Annotated in this window: 17 protein-coding genes; 8 read left to right on the top strand and 9 right to left on the bottom strand. The window is 58.3% G+C overall.

Annotation, left to right across the window (positions count from 1 at the left end):
* Positions 1-20 precede the first annotated feature (20 nt).
* The 5 genes from QMZ18_RS13175 (at position 21) to QMZ18_RS13155 (ending at position 4,935) form a co-directional block, all read left to right on the top strand.
* Positions 21-1,814, top strand: a complete 1,794-nt coding sequence (locus QMZ18_RS13175; protein ID WP_282606754.1) for a gamma-glutamyltransferase family protein — start codon at positions 21-23, stop codon at positions 1,812-1,814.
* 52 nt (positions 1,815-1,866) lie between these two features.
* Positions 1,867-2,613, top strand: coding sequence for a DUF1028 domain-containing protein (locus QMZ18_RS13170; protein WP_282606753.1), 747 nt, complete (start codon positions 1,867-1,869; stop codon positions 2,611-2,613).
* Between the two features lie 128 nt (positions 2,614-2,741).
* Positions 2,742-3,143 (top strand): DUF2306 domain-containing protein, encoded by a 402-nt coding sequence (locus QMZ18_RS13165; protein ID WP_282606752.1) that lies wholly within the window; start codon positions 2,742-2,744, stop codon positions 3,141-3,143.
* A 33-nt stretch (positions 3,144-3,176) separates the two neighbouring features.
* Entirely contained in the window at positions 3,177-4,001 is an 825-nt protein-coding gene (locus tag QMZ18_RS13160; RefSeq protein ID WP_282606751.1) for a class I SAM-dependent methyltransferase, read from the top strand.
* A gap of 76 nt (positions 4,002-4,077) precedes the next feature.
* A complete protein-coding gene (locus QMZ18_RS13155; protein ID WP_282606750.1) occupies positions 4,078-4,935 on the top strand; it encodes a TauD/TfdA family dioxygenase in 858 nt (285 codons plus the stop codon).
* A gap of 62 nt (positions 4,936-4,997) precedes the next feature.
* Here QMZ18_RS13155 and QMZ18_RS13150 read toward each other — a convergent pair whose 3' ends face one another.
* The 4 genes from QMZ18_RS13150 to QMZ18_RS13135 form a co-directional block, all read right to left on the bottom strand.
* Positions 4,998-6,332, bottom strand: a complete 1,335-nt coding sequence (locus tag QMZ18_RS13150) for an NAD(P)H-dependent oxidoreductase (protein ID WP_282606749.1) — start codon at positions 6,330-6,332, stop codon at positions 4,998-5,000.
* A 45-nt stretch (positions 6,333-6,377) separates the two neighbouring features.
* A complete protein-coding gene (locus QMZ18_RS13145) occupies positions 6,378-7,175 on the bottom strand; it encodes a phytanoyl-CoA dioxygenase family protein (protein ID WP_282606748.1) in 798 nt (265 codons plus the stop codon).
* Between the two features lie 147 nt (positions 7,176-7,322).
* Positions 7,323-8,009 (bottom strand): GntR family transcriptional regulator, encoded by a 687-nt coding sequence (locus tag QMZ18_RS13140; RefSeq protein WP_282606747.1) that lies wholly within the window; start codon positions 8,007-8,009, stop codon positions 7,323-7,325.
* A 263-nt stretch (positions 8,010-8,272) separates the two neighbouring features.
* Positions 8,273-10,120, bottom strand: a complete 1,848-nt coding sequence (locus QMZ18_RS13135; RefSeq protein WP_282606746.1) for an ABC transporter ATP-binding protein — start codon at positions 10,118-10,120, stop codon at positions 8,273-8,275.
* Positions 10,121-10,719: 599 nt separating this feature from the next.
* Here QMZ18_RS13135 and QMZ18_RS13130 point away from each other — a divergent pair.
* Together QMZ18_RS13130 and QMZ18_RS13125 are read left to right on the top strand one after the other, a co-directional pair.
* On the top strand, positions 10,720-10,896 hold the full coding sequence (locus QMZ18_RS13130; RefSeq protein ID WP_282606745.1) for a DUF3012 domain-containing protein: 177 nt from the start codon (positions 10,720-10,722) through the stop codon (positions 10,894-10,896).
* Positions 10,897-11,034: 138 nt separating this feature from the next.
* Positions 11,035-11,274: a GlsB/YeaQ/YmgE family stress response membrane protein gene (locus tag QMZ18_RS13125; protein WP_282606744.1), complete on the top strand. Its 240-nt coding sequence runs from the start codon at positions 11,035-11,037 to the stop codon at positions 11,272-11,274.
* 65 nt (positions 11,275-11,339) lie between these two features.
* Here QMZ18_RS13125 and QMZ18_RS13120 read toward each other — a convergent pair whose 3' ends face one another.
* On the bottom strand, positions 11,340-12,083 hold the full coding sequence (locus tag QMZ18_RS13120; RefSeq protein WP_282606743.1) for a sulfite exporter TauE/SafE family protein: 744 nt from the start codon (positions 12,081-12,083) through the stop codon (positions 11,340-11,342).
* Between the two features lie 323 nt (positions 12,084-12,406).
* On the opposite strand from QMZ18_RS13120, the gene QMZ18_RS13115 reads away from it, so the two are divergent.
* Positions 12,407-12,841 carry a hypothetical protein gene (locus tag QMZ18_RS13115; RefSeq protein WP_282606742.1) on the top strand — a complete coding sequence of 145 codons (435 nt, stop codon included), beginning with the start codon at positions 12,407-12,409 and terminating at the stop codon, positions 12,839-12,841.
* 9 nt (positions 12,842-12,850) lie between these two features.
* On the opposite strand, the gene QMZ18_RS13110 is transcribed toward QMZ18_RS13115, so the two are convergent.
* From QMZ18_RS13110 to QMZ18_RS13095, 4 genes are all read right to left on the bottom strand, one after another.
* Positions 12,851-13,156, bottom strand: coding sequence for a DUF2277 domain-containing protein (locus QMZ18_RS13110; protein WP_282606741.1), 306 nt, complete (start codon positions 13,154-13,156; stop codon positions 12,851-12,853).
* Between the two features lie 110 nt (positions 13,157-13,266).
* Positions 13,267-14,022, bottom strand: coding sequence for an SDR family NAD(P)-dependent oxidoreductase (locus QMZ18_RS13105; protein ID WP_282606740.1), 756 nt, complete (start codon positions 14,020-14,022; stop codon positions 13,267-13,269).
* Positions 14,013-15,032, bottom strand: a complete 1,020-nt coding sequence (locus QMZ18_RS13100) for a ketopantoate reductase family protein (RefSeq protein WP_282606739.1) — start codon at positions 15,030-15,032, stop codon at positions 14,013-14,015. The genes QMZ18_RS13105 and QMZ18_RS13100 overlap by 10 nt, the downstream gene beginning before the upstream one ends.
* Positions 15,014-15,724, bottom strand: coding sequence for a creatininase family protein (locus QMZ18_RS13095; protein ID WP_282606738.1), 711 nt, complete (start codon positions 15,722-15,724; stop codon positions 15,014-15,016). The genes QMZ18_RS13100 and QMZ18_RS13095 overlap by 19 nt, the downstream gene beginning before the upstream one ends.
* Positions 15,725-15,734: the final 10 nt, after the last annotated feature.

Genomic DNA, 15,734 nt, shown 5'->3' with positions numbered 1-15,734 from the left:
AAGAAACAATCGGAGCCTCTATGTCCCAGTTCACCACCCGCCCGGAAATTGTCGGCAGCTTCGGCGTCGCGACCTCGACTCATTGGATTGCGTCCTCGGTCGGGTTCGGCATTCTGGAGAAGGACGGCAATGCCTTCGATGCCGCCGTGGCCATGGGCTTCGTACTTCAGGTCGTCGAACCGCACTTGTGCGGCCCGGCAGGCGACGCCCCGATGGTGTTCCATTCCGCGAAAACCGGGAAGGTTGAAGTCCTCTGCGGTCAGGGCACGGCACCGGCAGGTGCAACAATCGAGGCCTACCGCGCACAGGGCCTGGATCTCATTCCCGGGTCAGGTCTGCTCGCGACCGTCATTCCCGGTGCCTTCGATGCCTGGATGCTGATGCTGCGCGACCACGGGAGCCTCTCAGTGCGGGAGGCACTGGCCCCCGCGATCTATTACGCAGAAACCGGCCACCCGATGCTTGAACGCGTCGCGGAGACCATTGCCGATCTAAGTGAATTCTTTAAGGAGGAATGGCCAACATCCTACGAGACCTGGTTGCCCGGAGGACAGGCGCCAAAGGCGGGCAAACTGTTCCGCAACCCGCAGCTGGCCGCCACCTGGCGCCGCGTGGTTGAGGAAGCCGAAAGCAAGACTGGTCGCGAGGCACAGATTGATGCCGCACGTGACGCCTTCTATCGCGGTTTCGTCGCCGAGGCAATCGACAGCTATGCCAGCACGGCTGTCGTCATGGATGCCAGCGGCGAGAAACATGGCGGCGTTTTGACAGCGGACGATATGGCTGGCTGGCAGGCAAGCTATGACACGCCGCTGACCTACGACTATCACGACTGGACCGTGGCCAAGACCCAACCCTGGAGTCAGGGACCGGTCCTTTTGCAGGCACTGGCACTGCTCAAGGGCTTCGATATTTCAGCGATGGACCCCACCGGGGCAGATTTCGTGCACCTGGTCATCGAAGCCATGAAGCTGGCCTATGCCGATCGCGAAGCTTATTACGGTGACCCGGATTTCGCCTCAGTACCTATCGAGCACCTGTTATCCGACGCCTACAACGATGAGCGGCGAAAGCTGATCGGACCACGAGCTTCCACCGAACAGCGTCCGGGCATCGTTCCAGGTTACGAAAAACAGGTAGAGCTTTCCCTCGAAGTCCAAGCCGCCATCTCGGATAGTGGTTCGGGAGTCGGGGCCGGCGAACCGACCATGGCCCATCTCTCCGACCGCAAGGGCGATACTGTCCATATCGACGTTATTGATCGTCACGGCAACATGGTATCTGCAACTCCCTCCGGTGGCTGGCTACAGTCTTCACCGGTTGTACCGGGTCTGGGCTTCCCATTGAACTCCCGCGCACAGATGTTCTGGCTGACCCCCGGCCTGCCCACGTCACTGGCACCGGGCAAACGCCCGCGCACCACGCTGACACCATCATTAGCTTTTCATAAGGGGCGCCCGACACTGGCGTTCGGCACACCTGGTGGCGACCAGCAGGACCAGTGGCAGCTTATTTTCTTCCTGCGTCATGTTCACCACGGGCTCAATCTTCAGGAATGCATAGATTTCCCATTGTTCCACAGCATGCATTTCCCCAGTTCCTTCTATCCGCGGGGTGCCGCGCCCGGTCATATGATGATCGAAGAGAATGTCGGGCCTAAAATATTGTCGGACTTGGAAGCACGGGGTCACATCGTCAATCCTGCACCGGAGTGGAGTGTCGGCCGTTTGACGGCAGCAAAGCGGGACGAAGACGGTCTGTTGCGTGCCGCCGCGACGCCACGGCTGATGCAGGCCTATGCTGTAGGACGTTAAAAACTGCTGTCCCGCCTTTGAAACAAAAGTCGAAGCACAGAGGAATTAGACCATGACCTGGTCCATCGTTGCGCGTGATCCCAAAAGTGGTGATCTGGGTATCGCCGTCGCCACCCGCTTTTTCGCGGTCGGCGCCAGGGTGCCACACATTCGTAGTCACGTGGGCGCGGTTGCGACCCAGGCGTTCGTCAATCCGCACTACGGCGTCAATGGCCTGGAGCTGCTGGCCGAGGGCATGTCGCCGCAGGAGGTGATCAATGCCGTGACAGCAGCCGACGAAGGCCGGGAAAGCCGTCAACTCCATTTGATTGACGCACAAGGACGCAACGCGGCCTTCACTGGTAAAGATTGCGTCGACTGGGCCGGACATCTGGTCGAGGATCAGGTTTCTGTTGCCGGGAACATGCTGGCGGGACCGGAAGTGGTCGGCGCAACTCTGGAGAGCTACCTGCGTCATCCGGACCTCCCGATGCTTGAACGACTGCTGACGGCAATGGATTCCGGAGAAGCGGCCGGCGGAGATAAGCGCGGCCGGCAATCCGCCGCCGTGCAGGTCTATCGCGGTGAAGCCTATCCGTGGCTAGACCTGCGAGCCGACGATCACGCCGCGCCCCTGAAGGAACTGCGCCGCCTCTATGCTGTCGCCCAGGAACGCTATCTGCACTTTGCAGAGGGGCTCCCGACGGCAGCCAATCCCTCCGGTCTGGTTGATCGGACTGAACTTGAGAAAAAGCTGAAAAACATAGAAGAAGCCCGTCAACGCAGCGGCGCGGCCTCCGCCTCCTTTGCCAATCCATAAAGGGCTCGTCCTGCCGACTAATACCAAGGAGCGTTGGTATTAGTCGGCATCTTCCATTGTCACGATGGACCGCTATGATGCGCCTTTCAGCCGAAACAGAATTCGGCTCAGAGGATGCTGCAATTCAGATGTTTAACCTGGATCCATTACTTCAAGCCAACACCGCCATCCAGATCCATGCGTCGGCGGCGATCGTTGCGTTTTGTTTGGGGGTCCTCCAGTTCGCTGCGCCGAAAGGCACCTTGCCCCACCGCACCATTGGCTGGATATGGGTCGTTGTCATGATGTTCGTGGCGGGCTCTTCGCTTTGGGTTCATGAGATTCGGCTGATCGGACCTTGGAGTCCAATCCACCTCATCTCGCTCTGGGTACTTGCCGGACTACCTTTCGCCGTGATAGCCGCAAGACAACACCGTGTTGATTCTCACCGGCGGGCCATGATCGGATTTTTTACAGGTGGTTTACTACTGGCAGGCGCTTTGACGTTCCTGCCAGGCCGCCTGATGCCGAAAGTCTTCTTCGGCCTCTAATCATTCAAGGTTTTTTTCCATCGAGGCATTTCCATGACCGATTCCACCCAACCACCGGCGGGGCTCAGCCAGGACGACCTCAAAACCGCCAATCAGGCGGGCTGGGACGAGGCTGCCGACCTGCACCGGGCGCATCCGCAATTCGCAGCCTTGTTGGAGGGCTTTGCAACACCCGGCTTTTCCTGCTTCGACGACTTCGCAAACAGGCGGCTAAGAACGCTAGAAATGACCGGAAAGTCGGTCGCGCAGCTTTGTTGCAACAACGCGCGCGAGCTGCTCTCCATCAAGAACATAGGCGCCGGCAGGTGCGTCGGATTCGACTTTTCCCAGGCCTTTCTCGACCAGGGCCGCGAGCTCGCCGCGGCGGGGCAACTGGAGGCCGAATTCGTGCAAACGGAAATCTCGGCAATTCCGGACGAATACAACGAGAGTTTTGATCTGGCGGTCATGACCATCGGCGTGCTGGGCTGGATGCCGAACCTTACAACCTTCTTCGCAACAGTAAGTCGTGTCCTGAGGCCGGGAGGTCGCCTATTCCTATACGAAGATCATCCGATCCTCAATATGTACCCGGACGGTGAACAGGATATGCCACCGGTGCCGGACGAATCCTACTTCCGCTCGACACCTTATCAAAGCAAGTCGGGACTGGATTACGGGAGCGGGAAGACCTACGACGCCCAACCGGTCTATTGGATCTTTCACAGGATGAGCGACGTGGTCATGGGCGTAGTGCGCAACGATTTCGCCATTGAGGAATTCGAGGAACTGCCTTACGACATCGGCACGCGCCCAAGCTACGAGAACCAATCGCAGCAACTGCCCTTGTCCTATATTCTGTTCGCCAGGAAAGAGTGAATTGACTTTCAAACGATTTGCTTTGCTGGATTAGCACCGGCAGCGCTAGGCTCCCGTAGACTGAGGGAGGCCCAACATGCTCAAACTGGATCAGATTACGCCCGCGATAGGCGTGGAAATATCGGGCGTGGACTTCTCGCGCCCCCTCACGCCCGAGGTGCAAGACGAGTTCTATCAGGCACTCCTCGATCACCTGGTCATCTTCGTGCGGGGTACCGCGATCAGCCCGGAGACCCATCTCGCCTTTGCCCGCAGCTTTGGTGACCTGGACAGGCCCCACCCCCTCTACCCTCACGTCGAGAGTTTCGAGAACATCGTGCTATTGGAGAACGATTCCAACACACCCCCCGACACCAACTCCTGGCACACCGACCTGACCTTCAAGGCGGAGCAGCCCTTTGCCTCGATCCTAGTGGCGCGCCACGTGCCCCCCACCGGCGGTGATACCATGTGGTCGAGTTGCTACGCCGCCTACGACCGACTACCCGACGGCATGAAACGGGACCTGAAAGAGCTGGAGGCGGTCCACGACATGGGCGATTTCCGCAACAGCTTCGCAGAGGAAAAGGATGGAAAGTCCGGCGTCGAGCGTCTTGACGACGGTTTCGCGCGCTTCGGTCAGAACCTTCGTCCGCTGATCGGCCGCCATCCCGTCACGGGACGAATTTTCCTGAACTTCAACGAAGCCTTTGTGAGCCATATCGCGGGCCTGACGACCAACGAGTCCAACGCGCTGAAGAGCTTTCTGGCCAACCACATGAACAAGCCGGAAGACCAGATGCGCTGGCGCTGGTCCGAAGGCGATCTCGCCATGTGGGACAATCGCGTGACCATGCACTACGCGGTCGCTGATTACCTGCCGCGGTACCGCTGCATGAACCGTATCACGGTGATACAAGACCGCCGGGTGAAAGACGCGCAGACGGCAGCTTAGCGCAGCAACTTAACACGGTGTAGTCATCCAACTCCGCAGTCGGAACGCCGCTGGTGGCGCCCTTACTGGGCCGCCCCAGATAACGCTTCCGGCGCCGCGCGGGTGGCCTCGCTCTCGCGCCGCAACCGTACGGCTTCGCTTGTTTCGTCGATTTTCACGTCGGTGATCGACACCAACTGACCTTTCGGCACATCGCAGCACAAGGCGACGCCGTGTGCCAGGCCGATCGGTAGCGCGGCTTCGGTAACGCTGCGTTCCGCCGGGACGAGCTTGCCCCACACAGTATAGCCGCCCTCGCCGTCCAGGATCTCACCGGCTTTGAGATCACGTTTCGCCACCGCCACGGCATCGCCGTTGAAGGCGCGACTCTGTCCGGTCGGTTCGCCGCGCAGAGCAGCGGAGAGCACCGAGATGCCTAGCTCGAGGCCGATCAGGTGGAAGGGCTTGTACATGGATGCAAAGCGGCCGCTGTCGTCGGTCTTGAGGCCATATTGCCGGAAGCAGGCTGCCGCATAGTCGTTGGGCGCTTCAAAGACGACGTAGACGCCCCAACGCAGATCCCGATAGACCGGCCGGCCGTCACGCTCAAGGGACGAGACCACTTCCACTGTACCCGATGAATCCAAAAGGCCGCCGGCGGACTTCGGACGTAAGACATGGGACAGATCGTCCACGCCGCAGGGCGGGAAGAGCAGGCCGTCGCTAGGTACCGCCAGATCGCAGGCATTAGCGATGGCCGCCATCTCGATCGCCGACTTGGTCCCGTCGAGGAAGGAATTGAACATCTGAGGATTCATGCCGGCCGCCTTTGCCTCTGCAGGCGTCAGACCGTAGTGAGACCAGACGTCCTCCGGCGTTACCGCGTGATATTCCGGAAGGTACTTCGTGCCCTTGCCTGCCGTCACAACCTTGAAACCCGCGGCGCGCGCCCAATCGACCATTTCCGACACCAGCGCTGGCTGGTCGCCGTAAGCCATGGAATAAACCACGCCGGCCGAGCGCGCGCGCTGGGCAAGCGCCGGACCGGCCAACACGTCCGCTTCGACGTTGACCATGACAATATGCTTGCCGCTGTCGATCGCCGTAAGGGCGTGGCGGATTCCGGCAGCCGGTTGGCCCGTCGCTTCGATTACAACTTCGACGTCATCTCGCCGGCAGAGTGCTTCACCGTCCTCGACAAATTCGGTCGCGGTAATCAGATCTTCCGGCCAGCCTGTGTCCCGGCAAGATTTACGCGCGCGTCCGGGATCGAGATCCGCAATGGCAGCAACCTCGATGCCCTGGGTGCTCGGGATCTGATTTAAAAACATCGTGCCGAACTTTCCAGCTCCGATGAAACCGACCCTTACTGGTCTGCCCGACGTGGATCTGTCCTTAAGGAGCGCGTGAAGGTTCATGCTGCAACTTCCCTTTATATCTCATTCCGCTCTCCTGACCGGACGTCAGGCGACGGCCTTCCGGCTCTCGGCATAGCGGCTCAAAGCGTCGTCCGATAGCGGTTCGATGGGCGTGAAATCGCGATGGGCGATCCACTCCGGCCGTTGAAATTTGGTGATGTGATTGGAGACTGCACAGAGCGTCAAATAGACGATCGTACGGGGATAGGGCGTAATGTTGGGTGGACTGGCGTGTACCAGATTGCCGTGGAACATCAGGACCGATCCGGGTGCCCCGGTCGGTGCCACGATGCCCCCTTCCGCCGCGAGCGCAGTCACGCTTGCTTCATCGAGCGTCCACAGCGGATAAGACGTGGTCTGGAGGTCGTGTGCGGCCTCGATCGTACCCTTCTTGTGACTTTTCGGGATGAACATCAGGGGTCCGTTGATCGCCATAACCTCATCCAAAAAGACGGCGATGTTCATGGCGCGGGCTTCCGGCATGCCGTCGTCGCGCGCCCAGGTACCGTAATCCTGATGCCACTGCCAGACATCGCCGGTAAACGCCGCCTTGGCATTGACCTTGAACTGATGCATGTAGACCTGCTCTCCCAGCAATTGGGTGACCGGGTCGATCAGACGTGGGTGGGCACCGAGACGCCGAAAAGCCTCGTTATAGGTATGGGCGGCGAAGGCCGTGCGTGGCGCGCCTGATTTTTCCCGCCAGACCTCTTCCCGATCCGACGCGTAGATCTCAGACGCCTCCTCGCGCAGTGCCGCAATTTCGGCCTCGGAAAAACAGGAGGGTAGAAATACGTAGCCCTGCTCGTCGAATTCCTCGAGCTGTTCCGCCGACAGTTTCATGGTGTCTTCTCCCTAACTCTTATCGCGGCCATTCTTATCGGGCCATTCTGATACCGGCCAATCGTACCGGGGCATCATTATTATGCGCAGCCTGGGTATGCCTTATCTAATTCTGGAGCTCATCGAGGCCTGCAGTCTATCAAGCCCTCACGCTGCCGCCGTACGCTGACTGAGCCTGATCCAGGTTGCCTCACCGGCGTCAGTGGCGTGCTGGCGCGCGAGTTCCTCGGCATGACGTCCCTGGCTGCTCATGATCGCTTCAGCTATTTCGTTGTGTTCCACCCATGCCCGGGCGCGGTAATCGGGATCGTCCAGAACGACACGCATGGAGCGCTGAAAGTGCGGCCAGGACGGTTGAACCATTTCGGCAATCGCAGGATTTCCGGAGAGCCCATAAACCGCCTGGTGAAAATTCACATCGGCATCAACCAGCTTTTTGATGTCGTTCGCTTTGACCGCAGCCTCGCCGATTACCAGTGCCTGCTCCAATGGTTCGCGCTCCTCGACCTTCAGGCCGCCGAAGATCGCCCGACCTGCGGCCAGTCCTGCCGCCAGACCGTCGATGGCACCGCGCACCTGATAGAGAGCTCGGATGCGATCGGCGTCAATCGGCGCCACCATCAGCCCGCGCCGGCCGCGCTCGATTACCAGGCCTTCATGCTTCAGGAGAGCAAGAGCATGACTGACTGGTTGGCGCGACACACCGAGTTTCTCGACCAAGTCGTCCTGAACCATCGCCTCCGACTCCGCTAAATCCCCCATCAGGATGGCGCTCTTCAATGCCTCATAGACCTCATCCACGAGGTCGGGCTTCTGCCGTATCTGCTGAATCATGATTTTTTGAATTCCATATTCCGAACGTTGAATTCTTTCGATGGAATTCAGTATTTATTAATGCACTCGCGAAGTCAAAGCGATTGTTTTGGGTAAAATAATGTTCTTATTTTAAATTAGAAAAAAATTATATATTATTGTTTAATATTGATTTTTTCCGATCATTCATGTCAGCGACGAATGAACAGGGCCAAGCAGATAGGCATTTCCGCTTGGCCGGTTAGAGTTCAATTAGATTTGAAGTCTCAAACTGGTGGAGCCGCTTATCCCGCTTTGGCGGGCGCGTCCAACCCCAGGAACCCGCCAGACTGCCGCTCCCAGAGGCGCGCATAGAGACCGCCCTGGCGCAACAGATCCTCATGGCTGCCTTCCTCGGCAATCCGGCCACGATCCAACACGACCAGCCGGTCCAAAGCCGCAATGGTCGAAAGACGATGCGCGATAGCGATGACGGTTCGCCCCGCCATCAGGTTTTCGAGCTGCCCCTGGATCGCGGCCTCCACTTCGGAATCGAGCGCCGAGGTCGCCTCGTCCAGAACCAGGATCGGCGCATCCTTCAGAATCACACGGGCGATGGCAATCCGCTGCCGTTGACCGCCCGAGAGCTTCACACCCCGCTCGCCTACCTGGGCGTCATACCCCTGTCTTCCGTTACGATCGACCAGATCCGGAATGAAATCGACGGCCTCCGCCAATTCGGCTGCACGGCGCATTTCCGCCTCGCTCGCATCGGGCCGGCCATAGACGATGTTGTCGCGGATCGAACGATGCAGCAAAGAGGTATCCTGCGTCACCATGGCGATGTGGCTGCGCAAGCTCGATTGAGTGACTGATGCGATGTCCTGACCGTCAATCAGGATACGTCCGCCTTCCAGATCGTAGAACCGCAACAGAAGGTTCACCAACGTCGATTTACCCGCGCCAGAGAGGCCCACCAACCCGACTTTCTCCCCGGGTCTGACGTTCAGGGAAAGGTTCTCGATGACACCGCTGTCTTTGCCATAATGGAAACGCACGTCTTCGAACCGCAGGGCTCCATGAGGCACCTGCAGCGTTCCGGCGTTTTGTCGGTCGAGCACTTCATTGGGCTGGGAAATAGTCTCGACACCGTTCTCCACCGTCCCGATGTTCTCAAAGAGATTGGTAACGGTGCGCAGGATCCAGCCGGACATCTGGGTTAAGCGGATTACCAGACCCACCGCGATGGCGATGGCACCGACGGTAATTCCGCCATTGAGCCACAAGGATATCGACTGTCCGGCGATGATCAGTAGCAGCAGCGAGTTCAACACCAGCAATGCCGCGGTCATGCCAAAGATCGAGCGCATCAGCAAACGAAAGGCATGGGTGTGCCGCCGCATGGTTTCGCCGGCGAACTCGTCTTCCCGCTCGGTGTGGGCGAAGAGCTTGACCGACTGGATATTGGTATAGCTGTCAACCACCCGTCCGGTGAGCGCCGAATTGGCTTCGGACAGCGATGCCGCGCGGCGCCGCACTGGTGGCACCATAAAGACGATCACCGCAGCGTAACAGGCGATCCAGACCACGATCGGCACCATCAGTCGCCAGTCGAGTCCCGAAAAGAGAAACAATGTTCCCGCGAGGTAGATCACCAGCAGCCAGACCCCGTCTATGACGTTGACCACTGCTTCGCGCAACGCGTGACCGGTCTGCATCACCTTTTGCGCAACCCGTCCCGCGAAATCGTTCTGGAAAAATGCCAGGCTCTGACGAAGCACATAACGATGATTGCGCCAACGCACGCGGTTGGTCAGGCCCGGTGAGAGGGTCAGAGTGATGAGCCCCCGGGAACATAGAGTCGCAATAGGCCGCACGACGATAGCAACGAAGCCCATGAGCAGCAGCATCGTGCCGTGGGTCTCGAAAAAGCTCTCCCGGCTGGTTGAGGTCATCCAGTCCACCAGAACACCCAGGAAAGCATAGAGCGCCAAATCCGACACTGCCGCGATCCCTGAGACAATCAGGGTCACGCTCAACAACCCCTTGATGGGGAGCAGATAGTGCTCGAAAAACGCTTTCACGCGCGCGGGCGGCTGCACGATCGAAGCCGGTGCGAGCGGGTCGAAAAGGCGTTCGAAGAAGACGTACATAGGATGGCTTTCCAGTAGCGTTGACAAAACCGGGAACGAAGCAAACCCCGGAACTCGGCAATAAGCCGGGATCTGAAAGACACAGAACCCCCGGCGATGGCCGTAGGCTGGGACATAGCTCTGCGGCAAAAGCTTGAATGAGCAATAAGCTGGAGTCATCGGCGGGGCGAGGCCGATACGAAAACTATCATAGCATCGGACCAGCAGGTTGTCGAACAAATCCGGAACATAACATAGCCAGAAGATGGCTGAATTTCCTATCGTCCACAGGATTCCAGGAAAATCTCATTCTATAGCTTTTCATCAAGATAAATTGAATTTTAGCTTTATACTCTGTAACTTAGGGGCCTTTCACATTCTTGATTGCAACGCACAAAAATGATCGTGCGCTCAGTTCGCACAGGGATAATCTGGATTGCGTTTAAGGCATGCGAACTAATCCTACGTGTTATTACGAACAGGCGCAGATGCGTCTTTCCATTATCCTGAATGAAAGAAAAGGCCACAGGCGACTGGCGTCAATCTCAGGCAGCGTAGCGCCACCCGGCTGCGTCGTCATTCGATGCCGTCAATTTGCCTTCGCCGTTAGAGAGGACGAAATGAAAGTAAAACGCCGAACGGCACTTGCCGTGCTTGTGATTGTTGGTGCCCTGACCGCCGCCTGCTCCCCCGAAGTGGGCAGCGAAGAATGGTGCGCGGATTTGAAAGATAAACCCAAAGGCGATTGGAGTGCCAACGAAGCCAAGGACTTCGCCAAGCACTGTATCCTGGGTTAGTTAGCGTAACGGAATAAGCCGCAGAGAGAATTTGCGCGGGTGTCCGGCCGACGCTCCAGCAGCGAGCGCCCTCCGTTTCAGCGGAGGGCCGATCCGGACTATGAATAGACAAAAAAACGATAAGGAGACTGGAAAATCATGGAATCGATAATCGGCTCAATCCTCATTGGCGGCCTTGCCGGATTTGTTGCGGAAAAGCTTATGAAATCCGACATGGGTCTGATTGCCAACATTCTGCTCGGCATCGCCGGCGGTCTGGTTGCCGGCTGGCTCCTGCCCCTCGCCGGGATCGGCATTTCTGGCCTGGTCGGGTCGCTGTTAGCCGCAACGGCCGGTGCCTGCCTGCTGATCTTCATCGCACGGCTGGTGAAAAAGTAGACCGGAATAAGAGCGGACGGAAATTGAGGCGCCCAACAAAGTGGCGCCCCCGGCGCTGCGAATGCCTACCAACCAGCGTCGGCAATGATATAGAGGCCGAGCAACAACAGCGAGATGAAGAACAGACGGCGAAAAAGAGTCTCGGGCAGACGGCGGCGCAGGCGTTGCCCCAAAACCATGCCAATCAATGCCGGAATGACTGCAGCAGCCGAAAGTCCGCCAAGCTCGGCGGTCAGGAGGTTGTTGCCCTTGAGTGAAAACCCCAACGCGATCGTAGAGACCGTGAAGAGCATGCCCATGGACTGAATCAGCAGATCGCGGGGCAGACCGATGGCTTGAAGAAAAAGAATGCCAGGGAACACGAAGGACCCGGTCATACCCGTAAGCACACCGTTCAGCCCACCCAGCAGCGGTCCCGCCCAGCGCTCGCGACCAGGCGAGAGCGACAGCCGAAGGCCGCTCAGGCTTAAGAGCGCGTAGACGATTAACAGGATCCCCAAAAGTGCCGAGAGCCAAGCCAGATCGACGCGCGTCAGAGCCGCGGCTCCGAGCCAAACCGTCACCGAGGCCAAGATAAGAAACGGCCAGATCCGCAAGAGGATCACCCTCGCGTTCCCGCCCACCGCCGCCTGCCAGATGTTGGTGACGAAAGACGGCACCAACAACAGTGCCATGGCTTGCGGCAGACCCAGCGAAGCGGTCAGAAGCGCAAGGGAAACTGATGGCAAGCCCAGCCCGATGACACCCTTGACGGTCCCGGCCAGCAAAAACGTCAACGCAATGGAAATGAGCGTAAAGTGATCAGGCATCGCCGCAGTCTACAATGGAAACTCAAGAGTGCGGTCGCTCTTGACGGAACGGTCAAGGTTACGAATCGCTCTCTAACTATATGAAACAGAGACTGATTCACATTTTTCACTAAAACAGTGAAAAACGATCAGACGACAAAGTGCCAGTAAAAACCAAGCAGCGCCCGAAAAAAACAATGGCGCCGCATCGGAAGTGATCGACATCAAAGCGCCCTTCCCTGCACGCTGTATGATTGGCTTAGGACGTCACAAAGAAACAAGGTATCCGTGCTTCCGGGATTCCGTTCCGTCTTGCTGACGCCTGATCGTTTTAGGAGAGTCCCATGTTTGGAAATCCCTCCTTGATTACAAGAATCGCCGTCGGGAAAACGGCTGGTCTCGTCATCGGTCTTGCCGGTTTTTTCCTGCTCCCCGTCCTAGATCCAAACGCAGGTCTGTTGATGCGCTGGGGCATCCTGCTCTGGTACACCACGCTGGGCGCCATTATCGGCATTTTTGGCGTCTTTAACTGGCACCCGATCCTGAAGCTTCCCATGCCCTGGTGGTTCCGTGCTCCGTTCATGGGGGCCTGGATGAACTTTGTCCTGACCTTCTTTGCCTACGACAACCTTGGCCAGGTGATGACGGCCATCTTCGGTGTGGATGGCATCGTCACTTCGCCCTTCTGGTTCACGCTGGAAGGTACCATTGTCGGGCTGATCATTGGTTTCCTGGCGACACGCTTCGGCGGCGAGGGCCGGGAGACCGTGCCGGCCTAGGTTGGGAACTCAGGATGTCGTCCCAGCGGTGTCGATTTTGCCCTTCGGTTGGGAAAAGCGCGCGGCCGATCTCAGACGCGCTTTGGCCGCTTCTTCCTCACGATTACGCGGTGGCTGGGACGTTTCTAAAGCGCCAACGAGTTCATGCACCGCAACGGCCACTTGCTCCACGGCACGTTCGAATGCGGCGGCATTGCGCTTTGAAGGTTTGGTCGAACCACTTAACTTGCGCACGAATTGGAGTGCTGCATCGTGAACTTCGTCATCTGTTGCAGGCGGTTCGAAGTTGAAGAGCGTTCTAATGTTTCTACACATCGCACTAGTCCGGTTTTATGTCGACCCAAGGTGAGCCTGGCTACGTCCTGCGACAGATTTGACCCGATTTCACGCAAGGTGACAATGCCACCAGAAACTGTGATCCAGCATCACGAACGCCCACCATCCACCGAAAGCACCTGCCCCGTCACCCATCCCGCCTGTTCCGATGCAAAGAACAGCACCGCAGCCGCGATATCCTCGGGCGTCCCCAAACGCCGTGTATGGATGGCATCAATGATCTTTGCCTGTCCATCAGCTCCATAGCTTTGCCATTGCTGCGTAGAGCTTGGGTTGGACAGCACCAATCCCGGTGCTACGGCGTTCACTGTGATGCCGAAGGGCGCCAATTCCCAGGACAGCTGCCGGGTCAATCCGACCAACGCATGCTTGGCCGCCGTGTAGGCCTGGATACCCGTCAAACTCGGCCGTAATCCCGCACCCGAAGCAATATTGACGATGCGCCCCCAGCCGGCCGTCTTCATAACCGGGGCGACGGCCTGAGCAAGCCAGAAAGCGGCATCCGCATTGGGTTCAAAAACCTTGCGCCAATCTTCCTCCGTGATTTCTTCGATTGGCCGGCCGATCTGTCCACGAACGCCGCCTGCGGCATGCACCAGAATGTCGATACGCCCCTGCTCTTCAGCAATCTCTTTACAGTGGGCAATCGTAGCATCTCGGTTCGAAAGATCGAGCACAGCACTCTTAGCACCCAGTTCGGCGGCGGCTGCGGAAACTCCGGCGCCATCGAGGTCGGCGAGATAAACCATCGCGCCCGCTTCGACAAATGCGTGGGCGATAGCCCGCCCTATCCCTTGAGCTGCACCGGAGACGAGCACGACTCTCTGATCAAATTTCAGTTGCATCGGTCAATCAGGAGTTTGAGTGTTTCGGGGCTTTGAGGACGCCGTCCCTGCTCGATGTCGTGTATGAGTTCGACCAGAGCCTGAAGGCCAGGTGTCCCGATACCACAGTCTGCAGCGACTTCGGCAATGATGCCGATTTGCGCGTCGACTTCGGTCGGACGCTTGCGGACAGCAAGGTCACGCCAGATACCGGAGTGAGTCTTGGCGGTATGGCGGTTGAATTCCGCAAGCGCCGCGACGGAAGCCTCCGCATCGGCATAGGACGCGCCGGGCATAAAGGCGGCGGGCTCAAATCCGTTAAAACCCTTGGGCATTACGTTGCGAGCTGCCGCGACAGACATGACTTCGCGTCCAAGCGTGACCCAAGCGCGTGTCCGCGCCGGATCGTCGAAGTTTGCCGTCATGGAGTCATCCGTCAGTGCCGTTGCGAACAGCATGGCGCCGTATCCCAATTTGCCCCAGAGATAGGCCCAGATATCATCTGTGAGAACCGCGTCGGGTTCGAAGATGCTGAGTAACTCGTGCATCCGCCGGGCGCGGTCTCCGTTATCGCCGTAAGCCTCTCCGACAACGACGGCACCACGATTGCCGAATAGAATACGCCCAGCCCCGTGCCAGTCGGCACCGAAGTTAACGAAACAGCCCATAGTGCGGGCTTCACCAAGCGATCTGGCGATGAAAAGTTCGTTCAGTCCGTTTTGTGCTGAAAGAACGTAACCGTCGTCTGCAAGGTGCGGTGTAAGGTCTCGCAACGCCGCCTGCGTATGATGCGCTTTCACGGCCAGGACAATGCAGCTGTAGGTTCCTTCGAGCTGGTCCGGCGTGACGGTCGGAACGATTTGGCAAAACTCGTCGACGGGCCCCTCGATGGTCAGGCCCCGGGTGCTGCAGGCTTCGGCGTGTTCGGCAACGACGTCCACCATAAGGACGTCCAGACCCGCGCGCGCCCAATAGGCGCCGAGTGTTCCGCCAATTGCGCCAGCGCCCCAGATCAGGAGTGTTTCGCCCACGGCCCCTCCAACTCAGCGCGCGTTTCCTCGACACCGGCCTTCCAGAGTGCCGCCATGTCTTCATCGGATTTTTGGTATTCACCGCCGAAGTTCCCGTCACCCAGCAGGGCACGCCCAAGGGCCGGGTTCGATGCTTTCAGAGCCTTGAAGTCAATGAGCGGCTTTGCACCGTCCGGCGCCGGTGCGTTTGCCAGACGAGTCCAGGGGAAATTCTCCATCCAGCTTGCATGGGAACCAACCGGATCGATTTTCTTGGCCGCCTCAAGGGTCTTCGGCGCCGCCCACCAGGGATGATATTTTATCGACATCTCCGGCCAATCCGACATCAGTTCCTGAATGAGCGCCGCAATCGGCGCGTTTCCACCGTGCCCATTGACAATCAGAACCCGGCGGAACCCCGAATTACGCACGGAGCGGATGAGGTCCCGAAACACCGCCATCAGGGTCTCCACCCGCAAGGAAACACTTCCGGGATAGGCCGAAAAATACGGTGCAAGACCAAAGGGCATAACAGGATAAACCGGCACGCCGAGAGGTTCGGCGGCTTCGATAGAGACGCGCTCCGACAAAATTACGTCTACACAGAGCGAGAGTTGAGCATGCTGTTCGGTCGAACCCACCGGCAGGACGCAGCGATCGTCGCTTTTCAAGTAGTCTTCGACCTGCATCCAATTCATTTCGGCAATGCGCATCTTGGCGTTT

The sequence above is a fragment of the Pelagibius sp. Alg239-R121 genome (genome assembly GCF_947331435.1).
Taxonomy (GTDB): domain Bacteria; phylum Pseudomonadota; class Alphaproteobacteria; order Kiloniellales; family Kiloniellaceae; genus Denitrobaculum.
This window is presented reverse-complemented; position numbering and strand designations above follow the sequence as displayed.